Source organism: Devosia ginsengisoli (assembly GCF_024707105.1).
Classification (GTDB): Bacteria; Pseudomonadota; Alphaproteobacteria; order Rhizobiales; family Devosiaceae; genus Devosia; species Devosia ginsengisoli_A.
This window is the reverse complement of record NZ_JANQAJ010000013.1, coordinates 418691-434274: the sequence shown is the minus strand read 5'-3', so window position 1 is coordinate 434274 and position 15584 is coordinate 418691. Positions and strand designations below refer to the sequence as shown.

The following is a 15584-nucleotide window of genomic DNA, read 5'->3' as shown; positions in this document are numbered from 1 at the left end:
AGCGCCGCCCGCTATGCCGAGCTCTATGCCACCATTACCGGGCTGATGACCAATGACGATCCAGACCATTAAGACCACGCCCTATGACGACCAGAAACCGGGTACATCGGGCCTGCGCAAGCGGGTGACGGTGTTCTCGCAACCCCATTATGTCGAGAACTTCGTGCAGTCGATTTTCGACAGCCTGGAGGATTTTGCCGGCAAGGTGCTGGTCATCGGCGGGGATGGGCGGTTCTACAACGACGTGGCCATCCAGAAGGCGATCCGCATCGCCGCGGCCAATGGTTTCGGCAAGGTGCTGGTGGGGCAAAACGGCATTCTGTCGACGCCGGCCGCGAGCAATATCATCCGGCATTACAAGGCGTTCGGCGGGCTGGTGCTGTCGGCCAGCCACAATCCGGGCGGGCCGGAGGGCGATTTCGGCATCAAGTATAATATCGGCAATGGCGGGCCCGCGCCGGAGAAGATCACCGAAGCCGTCTATGCGCGCTCAAGGCAGATCGACAGCTACAGAATGGTGGACGCGCCGGACGTGGCGCTGGGGCAGATCGGCACGCAGAAGGTGGGCGACATGGTGGTCGAGGTGATCGACCCGGTGGCCGACTATGCCAGGCTGATGGAGACGCTGTTCGACTTCGACGCCATCAGGGGGTTGTTCGCCTCGGGCTTCCGCATGACCTTCGACGCCATGTCGGCAGTGACCGGGCCCTATGCCCATGCCATCCTTGAAGGCATTCTCGGCGCGCCCAAGGGGACGGTGGTCAATGGCACGCCGTCACCCTCGTTCAACAACGGGCATCCCGATCCGAACCTGGTCTATTGCAAGGATATGTTCGACCTGCTGATGACGCCTGAGGGCCCCGATTTCGGGGCGGCGTCGGATGGCGATGGCGACCGCAACCTGATCATCGGCAAGAACCGGTTCGTGACGCCGTCGGATTCGCTGGCGCTGCTGGCGGCCAATGCGCATCTGGCGCCGGGCTACAGGAACGGCATTGCGGGCATTGCGCGGTCGATGCCAACCAGCGCGGCGGCCGACCGGGTGGCGGAAAAGCTCGGCATCGAGATGCACGAGACGCCGACGGGGTGGAAGTTCTTCGGCAATCTGCTCGACGCGGGGCGGGTGACGATATGCGGCGAGGAGAGCGCCGGCACGGGCTCCAACCATGTGCGCGAAAAGGATGGGCTGTGGGCCGTGCTGCTGTGGCTTAACATCATCGCGGTGCGCAAGCAGAGCGTGGACGAGATCGTGCGCGAGCACTGGGCGACCTATGGGCGCAACTATTATACGCGGCACGATTATGAGGAGGTCGATGCCGGTATCGCCAACACGCTGGTGGACGATTTGCGGGCGCAATTGCCCGGCTTGCCGGGGAAAGTCTTCGATGACGACCTGCAGGTGGCCTATGCCGACGACTTCACCTATCACGACCCGGTGGATGGTTCGACCAGCGCCAGGCAGGGGATCAGGATCGGCTTTACCGACGGCTCACGCATCGTACTGCGGCTGAGCGGAACCGGTACGGTCGGCGCCACGTTGCGTCTCTATCTGGAGCGCTATGAGGCAGCAGGTGGGCGACATGACCTTGAAACCCAGTCGGCCCTTGCATCCCTCATAACACTGGCAGACCAACTTGCCGGGGTCAGGCAGCGCACCGGGCGCCAAGAACCCAGCGTCATCACCTAGAGCGACGTTCCGATGGAACGCCGTTTTGTATCTTTGTCGTCGCGTCGGATTCGGCCGGAAAGTGGCGTCACTTTCCGGTCCAACGCACTAGAATCGGAATACCCATGAAACCCATGCTGATCCCCAACGGGGGCAGTATTGCCCATCTTGGTGCCACGGTGACCGAGGCGGGCATCAATTTTGCCGTCTATTCGGAAAGCGCCACCCATATCTGGGTGTCGATCTACGATGAGCAGGACCAGGAAACGGACCGGTTCGAACTGGATGTGCATCGGGACCATATTCGTGCCGGGCTGATTGCCGGGCTGGGCGCGGGTACGCGCTACGGACTGCGCGCCGATGGACCCTATGACCCGGACCAGGGCTATTTCTTCGATCCGATGAAGCTGCTGGTCGATCCCTATGCCAAACGGCTCGACCGGGCCTTCGTGCGCTCGCCGCGGCTGCGGCTGGACCGCGCCGAGGCGGTGGACACGGCGCCGTTGATCCCCAAGGCCATTGTCGGGGACATGGGCAATGAGAACACCCTGCCGCGCAAGAAGGCGCCGGGGCTGTTCTACGAGATGAATGTGCGCGGCTATACGATGCGCCATCCCAGCGTGCAGGGGCCGTTGCGTGGCACGATTGCCGGGCTGACGACGCAAAGGGTGATCGACCATCTCAAATATATCGGGGTCGATACGCTGCAATTGATGCCGACGGCAGCCTGGATCGACGAGGGCCACCTGCCGGTGCTGGGGCTGACCAATGCCTGGGGCTACAATCCAGTGGTCTATTCGGCCATCGACCCGCGGCTGGCGCCGCGCGGGCCGCAGGAATTGCGGAACATGACCGATCTCTATCGCAAGAACGGTATCTCGGTGATCCTCGACGTGGTCTACAACCATACCGGCGAGAGTGACGCCAATGGACCGCTGCTGAGCCTGATGGGGCTCGACGCGCGGACCTATTACCGCTTCGTGGAAGTCGATGGAAAGCAGCACCTGGTCAACGATACCGGCACCGGCAATACGCTGCGCTGCGACCATCCGGCGGTGCAGAGGCTGGTGATCGATTCACTGCGCTACTGGGTCGAGGAGATGGGCGTCTCGGGCTTCCGTTTCGACCTGGCCACGGTGCTGGGGCGCGATCCGGGATTCAATCCCAACGCGGTCATGCTGGAAAAGATCAAGGCCGATCCGGTGCTGAGCAAGGCGATCCTGGTGGCCGAGCCGTGGGATCCGGGTCCGGGCGGCTATGCGCTGGGGCAGTTCGGCAAGGAATTCAAGGAGCACAACGACACCTATCGCGACGAAGTGCGCGAATTCTGGCGCGGCGAGGACGGCAAGATCGGTGCACTGGCCGGCAAGGTGGCCGGCTCGGCGGAGATATTCGATCATGCCGGGCGCAAGCCCAGTGCCGGGGTGAACATGCTGGCGGTGCATGACGGTTTCACGCTGCGGGATCTGGTCAGCTATCACGACAAGCATAACGAGGCGAATGGCGAGGGCAATCGCGACGGGCACAATCACAATGCCTCGTGGAATTGCGGCGTCGAGGGGGAAACGGACGATCCTGGTATCAACGCCGCACGCAAGCGCGATGTGCGGGCGCTGCTGGCGACACTGTTCCTGTCGCGTGGGGTGCCGCTGCTGCAGCAGGGCGACGAGATGTTCCGCACCCAGCAGGGCAATAACAATGCCTATGCGCAGGACAACGAAATCACCTGGCTGGACTGGGAAAGCGCCGATGGCGAACTGGTGGATTTCGTCGCGGCGATCCATACGTTCCGCAAGGCTCATGCCACGCTGACGCACGACCATTTCCTCACCGGGCAGGACAAGGGCGGCCTACGCGACGTGGTGTGGCTGCATCCGGATGGGCGCGAGATGAACGAGGGTGACTGGGGGCAATCCAGCGCTTCGGTGCTCGGCATGCACCTCAGGCACAAGGATGACGAGGTACTGGTCTGGTTCAACCGGCGCAGCGAGCCGGCGGTGGCGCGCCTGCCCGAAGGCGGCTGGGAGGTGGGAATCCTGTCGGACAACACCGCCAGTGTGGTGCTTTCCGAGGGGACGGCGACGTTGACGCCACGCTCTGTAGTGGCGCTGGTGCGGAGCGCCGACTAGGCCTCGACCATGCCGAGACGGGCATAGAGCCGGCGGGCCGGGGCTTCCGCCAACTGGACCTTGAGGTCCACATGCGGCGCGTCGCGGGCCGCAAAGAGGGCGAAGGCGTGCAGCATCAGGGCGGCGCCAAGTCCCCGACCGCGATAGCTGGGGGATACCGCGAGGTCCTTGACGAAGCCGGAGGTCCAGCACTGCACGAAGCCGGCGACTTGGCCATCCGCGGTCAGTGCCGGAACACAGAGCGCCGCGTCGAATTCCGTATCGGTCGTCAGATTGCCGTACCAGCGCTCGAACGGGGCTATCAGCCCGCCGGGAAAGGCTTCATCCAGCAAGGCATGCAGGAGGCGCGGGTCGACAGCGTCGAAGGCGACCGGTCGGATGCCCTCCGGCCAGACCGGGGCGGGCAGCGGACCATCAAGTTTTTTGCGCAGCCGGAGATAGGTCTCGGTCACAGCAGCCGCAAAACGACCAGTGCGACAAAGCCCAGGCCCAGGAACAGGCAGAGCGGCGAATAGACCCTGATGTCATTGAGCCGGAAATTGGGCTCGGGAGTCTTTTCGGCCCACCAGGCGGTATAGCCGAGCACGCCGCGGGCGAGGAACACGGCCGCGAATGGCAGGCCGAGCAGGCTCAGGGGTAGACCGCCGCTATCGTGATCGGCCAGTGCCAGGGCGATGATACCGGCGGCCAGGGTGGCCACGGCGACGGCAAATGAGGCCAGGCGCGGCGGCATGCGTTCGATGCCCTCGAAGCCGACGACGGTCTGGGCCAGCAATCTTTCATCGCGGATTGGCCAGGTGCGGCCGATGGACCAGAGGAAATGGGCTGTCGAGACGGCCAGCAGGGCGATGAACATGAGGGCGGCGATGAGCATGCTCATGGGAAGAAGATTCTCGTACGGCAAGTTTCGGGTCGGTCAGTTCACCGTATAGAAAAACCGGCCGATCCAATAGGCCTGATAGGCCAGATGCAGCAGCACTGCGACGAGATGGACGCGGCGATCGGCGGAGCGGATGGCGACGGCGCAGAGGATGAGGCCGAGCGGCACCTGGATGTAATAATCGGCGCCGAAACGGTCCCAATAGGCCACGCCCTTGATCAGCGAATCGACAGTGTCGAGCGCGAAGGTGGCGGCGAACAGGCCGAAGAACCAGATGCGGCGCTTGAGGAAGAAATCCTCGTAGCCGTCATATTCGGCGATGTTGTCGGGCGAGAGCAGCGCGGCGAGCAGGAACAGGGTCACCGCATAGAGAATGAGGAACAGCGTGATGGCGAAGGTCCAGTGTTCTAGGCGGAACAGGGCGAATTCCCACCACCAGAACAGCACCAGTTCCACCAGGATCGAGACGATCCAGAGCAGGTGAATGGCCGAGATGCGCGAACGATGTGGATGCTGGATCAGGCCGGCCACGGTCATCAGCAGCCTGGTGATGCCCAGGCCGACAATCATGCCCATGACGATGCGGACATGGGGAAAGAGTTCGGCCGGGGACATCTGGTCCATGAATATACGGGCGGCTCATCGTTCAAGTGGAACGCTGGACCGCCCTAGCTCCTTGTTTGTCGCGTTTCCGAACCACAAAACCGTCGTCACTTTTGCTGGAAACGCTCTATGGCGTGTTGTTCAACTCGCTGCAGGTAAGCACGGCTTCGGCATCTTCGCCAAGAGTGGCGTCGTAGAGGCTGGCATCGACGCCCTTGGTCCACCACACCCAGATGCCCGAGACATAGCGTACGCCCGAGGCGGCCACGACCGAGGAGAAGACCAGAGGCTCCGGCTCGTCAGTGACCGACAGCAAAGCGAGGAAGTTTGGCGCGGCATTGATGTAGGTAACGGGGAGGGAGCTGCCGTCATTGCAGTCATAGGTCATGACGCGGCGTTCGAAATCACCTTTGGTGCCCAACTCGATCTGGAGTGTGGCTTCGGCGGCCTGGGCCGTGACGGGCGCAAAGAGAGCGGTGGCGAGGAGGGCGGCGGGGATGGACCTGGTCATGGGGAGCTCCGTGCTGGGGTTGCGCCATGGTGTTGCCGATGCACGGCAGAATTGGGGTCAAGGCGTTTCGATGCGATCGGGATGGATGATCTCGACCTTCGAGGACAGGACAAGGCCCTCGATGGCGGTGTTGAAGGCCGTTACGGCCGGCGTGGCGAGATGGTGGTCGAAGGCCGGACGATCCTGCCATTGCTCGAAGCACATCACCCGATCGGGATCGGTGACGCTGGCATGGAGGTCGTAATAGATGCAGCCGGGGTCGCGGCGGGCCACATCGATCAGCGCATAGGCCGCCTCCACGAAGGGCTCGAGCGCCCCCGGACGGAGGCGGAAGGTGGCGATGACATAGATCACGAGCGATCCCCTGAACTCTGCCACGCCACCACTGCTCACGCGAGATAGACGACGAGGAAGGCCAGGACGACCGCCACGACATCCTCGGTCAGCGCGGCCGGCAGGTCGCGACCAAAGGCCCTGGCGAGGCGGGCGCGGACATCGGCGCCGCCATAGGTGCCGATGACCGCACCGATGGCGCCGAGAACGGCTCCGACGATCCAGTTGTCAACCATCAGCAGGGCGCCGGCCAGGGCGCCCAGCACGATGCGGGTGCCGAACTGCACGGGCACCTTGCGGCTGGGCGTATTGGGCAACTGGTCGCTGACCAGTTCGGCAATGGCCAGCAGCGTGATGATGACGACGGCGATGATGTTGCCGAGAAAGGCGAGCGGGGTGGCGCTGAGGTCGATCCAGCCGAGCCAGGCTCCCCAGGAAATAGCGGCGATCGGTGTAACGGCACGCAGACCGGCGGCGACGCCGATAAGGATGGCAAGAAGGTAGATCATGATTGACCCCTGTTGACGCTATGGTGGCAGCCTGCGCCTGCCGTGAGCGGCTGTCCAGAGGTCTGAAGGGAGAGGCGCCCGGCGGCGGGGACTTAGTTGGTTGCGGCTTCCTGCTGGCGGCGATAGTTGACGACGCTGGCATTGATGACCTGATCGAGCAGGGGCTCGCCGGCGGCGATCTGCGGATCGGCATTCTGGGCGCGGGCGATCAGCGAGACGACCATGGCCTGGATGACATAGGCCTGCTTGGTCCGCCCGGCCTGGTGATGCGCATTGCCGTGGGTTTCGAAGGTGCGCAGCAGCGTATCGTAGGTTTCGCGGTCCATGTCGCGCTTTGCGGCCGACCAGTCCGGAGCTTTGAGATCATCGACCAGGCCGGCGGCGAGACGGCCCAGCAGCCACATGGCTTCACCGTCATCGACGCCGTCTTCCTGCAGGTCCTTGAGGACGGCAAAGAAGCGGTTCTTGAAATCTTGTTCCTTGGTCATTGGCCAGGTCCCGTTAGTGCGATTGGCGGCCTTAAAGCATTTGTGCAGCCGCAACGCCATGGTGCCCTCAAACAAATGTAACGGCGCTGCGCGGGCGCACGACTTGTTGATGCAACCCGTTTTTCAGCAACGATTATCAGAGAAAGGCGTTTTCCAAGCGAGCAGATGCTCATTCATTGAGACATTAGAGAAGGCTATTAAAATGCACATCAAAGCTATTGCTTCCGCTATTGCCCTCGCTACGTCCCTCGGCCTTGCCGGCGCAGTCTATGCGCAAACACCGGTCACCGTTAATGGGCTGACCGTTACCGAGGTGGATCTGCCTCTCGTGCAGGCCTATTGCGAGCAGCTTCAATCCGGCATGACTCCCGATTCGGTGGACGACGCCTCTGCCGCTGCGGCTGACGACATGGCCGACGGCGATGAGGAAGCCGTCGAGAGCGATGCCAGCGAGCCCACGATCGATCTGGGCCAGGTTACGCTGGAAGGTTGTATCGAGGCCGGCCTGATTGCCGAAACCGCCAACTAAAACGCCTTTATGCTTTTGGAAATGCCCGGCCTCATGGCCGGGCATTTTGCTTGCCTAGCTGGCCGGCGCCAGCTCGGCGAGGACGGTGTCGCCTTCCAGCAGGTGCAGATTGTCGCCGACGATAGCGAAATTGTCGGCGGCTTCGAGGGCGGCGAAGAAGGCCTGTTCCTGCTGCAGGCCGTCGCAGGCCATCATGGTGGAGAAGACCTGGCTGATGTCGATGCCATCAGGAGTGGTGGCCAGGTTGCCACCATAGGTGTTGCAGCCGCCATTGCCGCCGATGCTGTCGGCCGAGATGACGAGGGTGGATTTGACCTTGGCGTCGACGGGCGCGCCATCGAGCGTGGTCAATTGCCAACTGGTGCCAATGAGATCGGCCAGTGGATCGCCATCGGCCGTGGCGGGGATCGATAGCAGGGCCAGTGTGGCGAGGCTCAGCAAGGTCCGGGTCAACATGGTTCGCATCTCCTGATTTGCCGGCACGCTGGCCGGCGAATGTGGCGGTTTTCGACCGTTTGGGCGCCTGATTTGCGCATAGTTCGCATGGAACGCATAAAATGGCCGCGAAAGATTGCCCGGCATGGTTCCCCGATGGTTCCGTTGGTGTGTCGAACACACGACACAGCAAATCGGGAGTATGCGTAAGATGAAGACCTTGATCGCGGTATCGGTTGTTGCCGTCATGGCGATGACGTCGGGGGCTCAGGCCGGTGGCTTCTTTCACAAGAAGGTCAGCAACAACCTGCTGTCCAACATTACCGGCATCGCCGTGGGCCTGACCACGCGGGACATCAATGTGCTCAACGGCACCACCATCGCGGTGGGCAATAACAGCGCCATCCTGTCGGGTATCGGCAACAACAATGCCAATGGCGTGCTGAGCGGCGTGCTCAACGGCAATGGTGTGCTGAATGGCGTGCTGAGCGGCAATGGCATTCTCGGGCTGGGTGGCCAAAACCGCAAGGGCTGGTAGGTCACGCTGCCCCTGGGGCCAGACCTCCAGGGCCCCCCACGGAAGACCCGCGCTGTTGCCCCGGCGCGGGTCTTTTATGCATTGGCAGGCGGTTGACGCCACAGGGTAGTGGAATGGCGGGTTTCGCCGGTCGGATCGAGCCGGACTTCTTCGATGCGGATATCGGCGTCATCGGGGCCGGCCCGGGCAAAACTCAATTCGCAGAGACAGACCCTTATGCCGGCAATGGAGTGGATGGTCTTGCCGATGCTGGCGACCCAACGCGCGCCTTCGTGCTGGAAGGGCAGGGTGATGGCGAGGCCGACCACCCCGGCCGGATCGCTCAACAGTTCGCGATAACGCCGCTCGACGGGCGCGAAGGGTGGATTGCGCTCGGGGTCGAGGACCCAGCCGAAGCGGTCGAGCGGATTGGGCGAAGCCTGGAAGGGCAGGCTGCGTGCGAGGATTTCGAGCTGATCGTCGAACAGCAGCAGGTGCTGGCTGGAATGGAGCACGAAATGCCTGAGCGCCAGCAGCGGATCGACTTCCGGACCGCGGATGAGCCGGCGGATGGCTTCGACATTATGCGGGCGCGGCAATTCCCGCCCGCTTTCCCAGCGGCTGATCTGGCTCTGGGCCACGCCGAGGCATTTGGCGATGGCATCCTGGCGCAGGCGCGACCGGATGCGCCAGGCGCGCAACTCGCCGCAGATTTCCCCGGTCCTGTCATGATCGTGCTTGAGCATCATGGCCGGCAGAATCCGGGTTGAGCGAAGAAGAATATAGTTAATCAAATACTTACGGGCAGCTTCTCGCGCGTTAATGGTCAATTTCAACCAGCAGAGATACGGGGAATGACTTAGCCCCTACGTGAAATATTGGTTACCGGAACCGTCGATCCTGCCCCGATAGCGGGAGGCGAGGATGGGCAGGGGTAGGATTGCTCTGATTTTGATGGCGATGATGGGCATGGTGCCGGCACTGGCGCAGTCGCCGATTGCCATTTCGAGCCAGGTCGAGACCGGCTGGACCTCCAATGCCACAGACAGTGCGGCAGGCGGGGAGGATTTCTATGTCACCCACAGCCATGATCTGTCGCTGACCGGCCGGACTGACAAGCTGCTGCTGCGCGGAAGCCTCTCCGTCAGCCAAACCCGGTTTGCGACCATCCAATTCGAGGACGATGCCGCGGTGACCGGCGCGGTGGAGGCGCAATGGGCGCTGGGCGGCGATGCGGTGCTGCGGCTGGGTTATGCGGTGACAGAGAACTGGACCGGGGATGACCTGGCTATCGGGGCGCTGGTCGTGCCGGTGCGCAGCAGCGAAACGCAGCACGAATACCTGGCCGAGTTCACCCTGCGGGGGACCGACCAGCAGGTGATCGTGGCGGTGACGGGAGACTGGACGCTGCCCGGCGAGAGCATGCTCGACGGGCTCGGATTGCCGCCGCTGCGGCTGTCGCCCATTGTGGGTTCGGTCGCAGGAAAGGTGAACTGGGAGCGGGCGCTCATGCCCGGCCTGGCGGTGCTCGCGGGGATGGAAGCGTGGTTCACGCTGATTCCGCAGGCTGACCAACTGACCTATGTGCGCGCGCCGGCCGATGGTGGTCGGGTCAGTGCGGGGCTGCGGCTGGCGGATGGGGCATGGACGGCCGAGGCGAAGGGTGGCGTCGACCTGGTCTGGCCCAGGGATCTCAGTGCGATGATGCGGACCATGCCCTATGTCGCGGTTGCGGCGAGCGCGGTGCCCATGGCCGGGGTGACGCTGGCGCTGAGCGGGGAAACCGGGGTCGAACTGGCCGATCCGGTCGATGGCGTGGCGGGGCGAACGGCTGCCATCGATCTTGGGGCGACCTGGATGCTGACGCCTGAAGTCACACTATCGGCGAGCCTGGCTGGACAGCAGGAATGGGGCCTGTTCGATACGAGCCTGGTACGGTCGGTGCGGATGGCGGCGCTGGGGGCGAGCTATGCCATATCGGAGCGCTTCACCTATCAGGCCATGCTGACCTGGTCCCGTCATGCCGATCCGGACGAGCACTATGACAAGACTGGTATCGCCCTGTCGCTTCGGGGCGATTTCTGAGCATTTCATTCGCTTCGTTGAGGCGCTGAAATGCTCCGCTATTCCTTGGTTTGTCGCGGTTCCGAACCGCAAAACCGTGTCCAGTTTCGTGGGAAACGCTCCAGGCGAGGGCCAATCATGGGGAACTCTTGCTGAGCGGCTTCGTTATCCGACTGAACCCGGCTGCGGCCACCGACGTAACCGGGGACGGCCTTGGTGCCTGTTCCTCCCGGGCACCTGGCGATCGGTGGACTGCTGCAGAGGCTGACGCTCCTTTGTGGTGTCTCCGGTGGGGGCGCGGAACTTCGGTTTCGCGCCCTTTTTCTTGTCTGGATGCTTGTGTTTTCATGCTACTGCCGCTGAAATTCGAATGGCATTCGAGACAGGGCGAGAAATTCGGGATGGCATTGCAGATCGATAGTGTGGACCGCAAACTGTTGCGCGCATTGCAGGTGGATAGCCGCAAGAGCGTGCAGGTGCTGGGGGATGCGGTGGGCCTTTCCGCCTCGGCCTGCCACCGGCGGCTCAAGGCGCTGGAAGAGCAGGGGCTGATCGAGGGCTATCGCGCCGTGCTCAATGCCGGGCGGCTGGGCTATTCGATGCAGTTCTTCATCGAGGTGGGGCTGACCAGCCAGAGCGAGGCGGTGCTCGAGGCTTTCGAGGCGGCGGTGCAGGACATTCCCGAAGTGCTCGAATGCCACCTGATGGCGGGGCAGTCGGATTATATCCTGCGCGTGGTGTGCCAGGACCACGAGGATTTCGAGCGGCTGCATCGGCGGCTCAGTGCGCGGCTGCCGGGGGTGGCGCGCATCCATTCCAATATGAGCATCCGCACGGTGAAGGCGCGCACAGGCCTGCCGATCTAGGATTCCTGGCGGCGATCAGTAGGTCTGGAGCAGCGGTTCGCCCAGCAGCATGGCTCCGGCAAAGGCCAGGGCGGCACCGCCCTTGCGGCACAGGAATATGATGTTGTTGGCAACGCCTGCCGTATGCCAGAGCAAGCCGCGGATCGCCCGATCCAGGCCACCCTTGATGCCGAGCGAGGGCAGGCTCGCCTCGACGGCGAAGCCGTGCCGCTGCAGCGTGGCATGGACATCGGCCATGTCGTAGCGGCGATAGCGGCTGTCCTTGTTGAAGAACGACCACAGGGGGCCGGCGCGCCGGTCGAGAATGTCGAAATAGAGCTGGCCGCCCGGTTTGAGGAAAGGCGCATATTTTTCCATGACGGCATAGAAATCGACATGCTTGGTGTAGAACATGTCGTTGACCACGATCACGTCATATTGGCGCTCGGGCTCGAATTCCATGACGTCGCAGACTTCGAAACTGGACGGAGCGATGAGCTCTTCCTCGATCAGCCTTGCATGGAGCGGGGCGAGGCAGGCGTCGATATCGATGCTGTCGATGCGGGCGCAATCCGGCGAGAGATAGAACTCCATCGCGAAGGGACCGCTGGCGATATTGAGGACGCTCTTGCCGACCAACTGGTCGGCGAAGGTCTGCCGCATGATGTCGAACCGGCGCTCGTTGACGAAGAAACGGACCTCGCCGGCTTCACGATCTGCAAGGTGGGCGAATAACAGTTCTTCATATTTCTGCTGACGCGTATCCATGTTCGACAATATTTCCTCCCTGCATGCCAACATATTTGGATGCAGGGGAAAATAGAAAGTCGTGGGATGTTTCCTGGTTAATTCGTCTGCTTGACGACGGGTGGCTTCTAGAGCCCGGTGGTCAGGTTGAGACGATCCAGAACTGTGCGATCCGCGGGATCGACCATGCCCACGAGGAAGCGCGTCACGATGCGACGGGAATCGGGGGGAAGGGCCGAAATGGCTGATGTGATGCGGCTGGCTTGGGTGGCTGACAGGGTGGCGAAGAACTGGCGGCCCTTGTCGGTGGCATGGAGCAGGCGCTGGCGGCGGTCGGAATGGCCGGTCTTCTGCTCGATATAGCCATTGTCGATCAACTGGCGCAGCACCCGGGCCAGGCTCTGCTTGGTGATCTTGAGGATATCGAGCAGGTCGGCAACCGGCATGCCGGGGCGCAGGTTGACGAAGTAGAGCACCCGGTGATGCGCGCGGCCAAAACCCTGATGGCCGAGCAGGGCGTCGGCATCACCGGTGAAATCGCGATAGGCGAAGAAGAACAGGCCCATGATGTCGAGGGGCAGGGCCTCGCCGCCGGGCGGGGCGGAATTTATGTCAGCTATGTTGACATTTTTTTGGTGCGCTGCCATTGTCTTCCCATCAGGACGCCGTTCCGTCTTATCCCTCAGCCTTTGTGGTTTGCCAAGGCCTTGGGCCTGGGGCATGATCGGCGCCAACGGGCGACCGCTGAGAGCGGCACCCCCACAGGAATATTCGGGAGACGATCATGGCAGGCGTGCCGATGGACCAGCGGGATGGCTGGATCTGGTTTGATGGCGAGTTCAAACCGTGGAAAGACGCAAAGATTCACGTGCTGACGCATGGGCTGCATTATGCCAGCTCCGTGTTCGAGGGTGAGCGCGCCTATGGCGGCGAAATCTTCAAGTCGCGCGAGCATACCGAGCGGCTGATCCGTTCGGCCAAGACGCTCGACATGCCCATGCCGTGGTCGGTGGAGCAGATCGAGGAAGCCAAGCGCGCGGTTCTCGAAAAGAATGGCCTGACCGATGCCTATGTGCGCCCCGTGGCCTGGCGCGGTTCGGAGGAATTGAGCGTTCCGGCACGCAACAATACGGTGCATCTGGCGATCGCCGCCTGGGTGTGGCCGAGCTATTTCTCGGTCGAGGAAAAGCTCAAGGGCATCCGCCTGGAATGGAGCAAGTGGAAGCGCCCGAGCCCGGAGACCATCCCGTCCTCGGCCAAGGCCGCCGGCCTCTACATGATCTGCACGCTGAGCAAGGACGCGGCCATGGCCAATGGCTATGCCGACTCGATGATGCTGGACTATCGCGGCTATGTGGCCGAGGCGACCGGCGCCAACGTGTTCTTCATCAAGGGCAAGGACATCACCACGCCGACCCCGGACTGCTTCCTGAACGGCATCACGCGGCAGACGCTGATCGATCTGGCCAAGCGCAATGGCTATACGGTCACCGAGCGTCACATCATGCCGGAAGAGCTTGCCGGGTTCGATGAATGCTTCCTGACCGGCACCGCTGCCGAGGTTACGCCCGTCAGCGAAATCGGCCAGTACAAGTTCACGCCGGCCGAGGGTTGCCGCACGCTGATCGACGCCTATAGCGCCGAGGTTCAGCCCAAGCGCGCCGCCGCTGAGTAAGCGGAATCAATTTGTGAAAAAGCCGGGCCAAGTGCCTGGCTTTTTTTGGTTTTGTGCCGCAGAAATATTCAAACCCACTGTGTCACCCCGGCGAAGGCCGGGGTCCATCCCGAGGTGACTCAATCGTCGCAGGACCGATCCACCTTGCGGCTGCGGCGCGATCTCAGGATGGATCCCGGCCTTCGCCGGGATGACATCGTGGTTAGGGTGGCGTGGTGCCCGCCGCAATCCTTATGATTATTCCCACCGCGCTTTGGCGGCATCGTCCTCGGCCTTCGCCTCGACCCAATGTGTGCCGTCGGGTCCCGTTTCCTGTTTCCAGAACGGGGCGTCGGTCTTGAGATAGTCCATCAGGAATTCCGCGCCCTTGAAGGCCGCCTCACGGTGGGGGGCGAGGGTCATGACATGGACGATGGGTTCGCCGGGCGTCAGCCGGCCATAGCGATGGATGACGGTCGCGGCGAGAAGGCCGAAGCGGGATGTGGCCTGGTCGATGCTAGATGCGAGCTGGTTGATGGCCAGTTCGGGATAGCATTCCAGCGTCAGGGCGATGATGGGATCGTCGGGGCTGCTGCGGACGACGCCGGTGAAGGTAACGGCGGCGCCGGCGCCCCGGCCGGCGGCGAGGAAGGCGTTGGTTTCGGCACCGGGATCGAACGGGGCGGTGGAGACGCGGACAACCATGATCAGCCCCCTGTCATCGGAGGAAACAGGGCGACGACCCTGGCGCCGGCAACAGGGGCAGTGTGCGCAACGAGTTTCTCATCCACGGCGGCCTTGATGAGGCTGCGCTTTTGGGTGGCGAGGGCGAAGGCTTCGTCGCGGCTGGCGAGCCAATCGATAAGGTCGGCGACCGTGGCGACGTCTGATGGCGGGGACACCTCTTCCTCGCCGCGATTGAGGCGTTCGCGCAGCCAGGCGAAATAGAGGATTTTCATTTCGGCTCTTCGACGAGATGGGGCCAACTGGCGCGCAGATACTGGAAGCCGGTCCAGACCGTCAGGATGGCGGCGAGCCAGAGCAGGATGTCGCTGACGAGGCCCAGGCCGGGGACGATGCGTTCGAGCAGGACCACGGCGAGGGCGACCAGTTGAATGGTGGTCTTCCACTTGGCGAGCCAACTGACCGGGAGCACCACTTTGATATTGCCGAGGAATTCGCGCAGGCCGGGAATGAAGAATTCGCGGAACAGGATGGCGCAGGCCGCAATCATGTCCCAGCCGGAAAAGCTGCCATCCCAGGCCAGGACAGCGATGAGGATGCCGACCAGCAGCTTGTCGGCAATGGGATCGAGCATGCGGCCGAAGGGGGAATACTGGTTCCAGGCGCGGGCGAGATAGCCATCGACCCAGTCGCTGGCGGCGGCGACGACGTAGATGATGAGCGCGACAAGGCGCAGCACGATGTCGCCCTGCATCACCAGAAAGACGATGGGGATGATCGCCAGAATGCGGGCGATGGTGATGATGTTGGGAACGAGCAGCAGCGGGTTCTTGGCCATGGAGGGACAGAACAGGAATGGGGGTGAGGGGTCAAGGTATTGGTTCGCCCCGTAGTATCGGTTCATCGCCTCCCTCCCCCTTGTGGGGAGGCAATGAGGGTGGGGGCAAGCCACGCACACTGAATTTGCGGAACCATGCCCCCACCCGACCC

The 15584-nt window shown here is 62.7% G+C and carries 21 protein-coding genes; 7 read left to right on the top strand and 14 right to left on the bottom strand.

Features of this window, described 5'->3' with window-relative positions:
* The first annotated feature begins 52 nt into the window (after positions 1–52).
* Positions 53–1687, top strand: coding sequence for an alpha-D-glucose phosphate-specific phosphoglucomutase (locus tag NVV79_RS22245; RefSeq protein WP_303994338.1), 1635 nt, complete (start codon positions 53–55; stop codon positions 1685–1687).
* Positions 1688–1791: 104 nt separating this feature from the next.
* Positions 1792–3795: a glycogen debranching protein GlgX gene (glgX, locus tag NVV79_RS22240; RefSeq protein WP_303994336.1), complete on the top strand. Its 2004-nt coding sequence runs from the start codon at positions 1792–1794 to the stop codon at positions 3793–3795.
* On the opposite strand, the gene NVV79_RS22235 is transcribed toward glgX, so the two are convergent.
* The 7 genes from NVV79_RS22235 to NVV79_RS22205 form a co-directional block, all read right to left on the bottom strand.
* The gene (locus NVV79_RS22235; RefSeq protein ID WP_303994334.1) at positions 3792–4247 is read right to left on the bottom strand and encodes an N-acetyltransferase; all 456 of its coding nucleotides are present in this window, start codon (positions 4245–4247) and stop codon (positions 3792–3794) included. The genes glgX and NVV79_RS22235 overlap by 4 nt on opposite strands.
* On the bottom strand, positions 4244–4675 hold the full coding sequence (locus NVV79_RS22230; RefSeq protein WP_303994331.1) for a DUF3995 domain-containing protein: 432 nt from the start codon (positions 4673–4675) through the stop codon (positions 4244–4246). The genes NVV79_RS22235 and NVV79_RS22230 overlap by 4 nt, the downstream gene beginning before the upstream one ends.
* Positions 4676–4711: 36 nt before the next feature.
* A complete protein-coding gene (locus tag NVV79_RS22225) occupies positions 4712–5299 on the bottom strand; it encodes a hypothetical protein (RefSeq protein ID WP_303994328.1) in 588 nt (195 codons plus the stop codon).
* Positions 5300–5405: 106 nt separating this feature from the next.
* Complete coding sequence (locus tag NVV79_RS22220; RefSeq protein ID WP_303994326.1) at positions 5406–5789, bottom strand: MliC family protein; 384 nt, start codon at positions 5787–5789, stop codon at positions 5406–5408.
* Between the two features lie 57 nt (positions 5790–5846).
* A complete protein-coding gene (locus tag NVV79_RS22215) occupies positions 5847–6167 on the bottom strand; it encodes a putative quinol monooxygenase (protein ID WP_303994323.1) in 321 nt (106 codons plus the stop codon).
* Between the two features lie 11 nt (positions 6168–6178).
* Positions 6179–6631 carry a DUF4126 family protein gene (locus NVV79_RS22210; protein WP_303994320.1) on the bottom strand — a complete coding sequence of 151 codons (453 nt, stop codon included), beginning with the start codon at positions 6629–6631 and terminating at the stop codon, positions 6179–6181.
* Positions 6632–6723: 92 nt separating this feature from the next.
* On the bottom strand, positions 6724–7119 hold the full coding sequence (locus tag NVV79_RS22205) for a hypothetical protein (protein WP_303994317.1): 396 nt from the start codon (positions 7117–7119) through the stop codon (positions 6724–6726).
* Between the two features lie 202 nt (positions 7120–7321).
* Between NVV79_RS22205 and NVV79_RS22200 the strand changes: the two genes are divergently transcribed.
* Positions 7322–7648, top strand: coding sequence for a hypothetical protein (locus NVV79_RS22200; protein WP_303994313.1), 327 nt, complete (start codon positions 7322–7324; stop codon positions 7646–7648).
* Positions 7649–7702: 54 nt separating this feature from the next.
* On the opposite strand, the gene NVV79_RS22195 is transcribed toward NVV79_RS22200, so the two are convergent.
* Positions 7703–8104 (bottom strand): META domain-containing protein, encoded by a 402-nt coding sequence (locus NVV79_RS22195; RefSeq protein WP_303994310.1) that lies wholly within the window; start codon positions 8102–8104, stop codon positions 7703–7705.
* A gap of 190 nt (positions 8105–8294) precedes the next feature.
* Here NVV79_RS22195 and NVV79_RS22190 point away from each other — a divergent pair, with 190 nt between their 5' ends.
* Complete coding sequence (locus NVV79_RS22190; protein WP_303994307.1) at positions 8295–8621, top strand: hypothetical protein; 327 nt, start codon at positions 8295–8297, stop codon at positions 8619–8621.
* A 74-nt stretch (positions 8622–8695) separates the two neighbouring features.
* Here the strand turns inward: NVV79_RS22190 and NVV79_RS22185 are convergent, their stop codons facing one another.
* Complete coding sequence (locus NVV79_RS22185) at positions 8696–9349, bottom strand: DNA-binding transcriptional regulator (RefSeq protein WP_303994304.1); 654 nt, start codon at positions 9347–9349, stop codon at positions 8696–8698.
* A gap of 205 nt (positions 9350–9554) precedes the next feature.
* Between NVV79_RS22185 and NVV79_RS22180 the strand changes: the two genes are divergently transcribed.
* Positions 9555–10685, top strand: a complete 1131-nt coding sequence (locus tag NVV79_RS22180; protein ID WP_303994301.1) for a hypothetical protein — start codon at positions 9555–9557, stop codon at positions 10683–10685.
* Positions 10686–11065: 380 nt separating this feature from the next.
* Positions 11066–11530, top strand: a complete 465-nt coding sequence (locus tag NVV79_RS22175) for an Lrp/AsnC family transcriptional regulator (protein ID WP_303994298.1) — start codon at positions 11066–11068, stop codon at positions 11528–11530.
* Positions 11531–11545: 15 nt separating this feature from the next.
* Here the strand turns inward: NVV79_RS22175 and NVV79_RS22170 are convergent, their stop codons facing one another.
* Both NVV79_RS22170 and NVV79_RS22165 read right to left on the bottom strand, forming a co-directional pair.
* Entirely contained in the window at positions 11546–12277 is a 732-nt protein-coding gene (locus NVV79_RS22170; protein WP_303994295.1) for a cyclopropane-fatty-acyl-phospholipid synthase family protein, read from the bottom strand.
* A 107-nt stretch (positions 12278–12384) separates the two neighbouring features.
* On the bottom strand, positions 12385–12903 hold the full coding sequence (locus tag NVV79_RS22165; protein ID WP_303994292.1) for a MarR family winged helix-turn-helix transcriptional regulator: 519 nt from the start codon (positions 12901–12903) through the stop codon (positions 12385–12387).
* 137 nt (positions 12904–13040) lie between these two features.
* Here NVV79_RS22165 and NVV79_RS22160 point away from each other — a divergent pair, with 137 nt between their 5' ends.
* Positions 13041–13931 (top strand): branched-chain amino acid aminotransferase, encoded by an 891-nt coding sequence (locus NVV79_RS22160; protein WP_303994289.1) that lies wholly within the window; start codon positions 13041–13043, stop codon positions 13929–13931.
* A 237-nt stretch (positions 13932–14168) separates the two neighbouring features.
* Here NVV79_RS22160 and NVV79_RS22155 read toward each other — a convergent pair whose 3' ends face one another.
* Genes NVV79_RS22155 through pgsA form a run of 3 tightly spaced genes read right to left on the bottom strand, consistent with a single transcriptional unit; the run spans position 14169 to position 15498 of the window.
* Positions 14169–14615, bottom strand: a complete 447-nt coding sequence (locus NVV79_RS22155; protein WP_303994286.1) for a molybdenum cofactor biosynthesis protein MoaE — start codon at positions 14613–14615, stop codon at positions 14169–14171.
* A gap of 2 nt (positions 14616–14617) precedes the next feature.
* Complete coding sequence (moaD, locus tag NVV79_RS22150; protein ID WP_303994284.1) at positions 14618–14869, bottom strand: molybdopterin converting factor subunit 1; 252 nt, start codon at positions 14867–14869, stop codon at positions 14618–14620.
* Positions 14866–15498, bottom strand: coding sequence for a CDP-diacylglycerol--glycerol-3-phosphate 3-phosphatidyltransferase (pgsA, locus tag NVV79_RS22145; RefSeq protein ID WP_303994281.1), 633 nt, complete (start codon positions 15496–15498; stop codon positions 14866–14868). Before pgsA ends, moaD begins: the two co-directional genes overlap by 4 nt.
* Between the last annotated feature and the right edge of the window lie 86 nt (positions 15499–15584).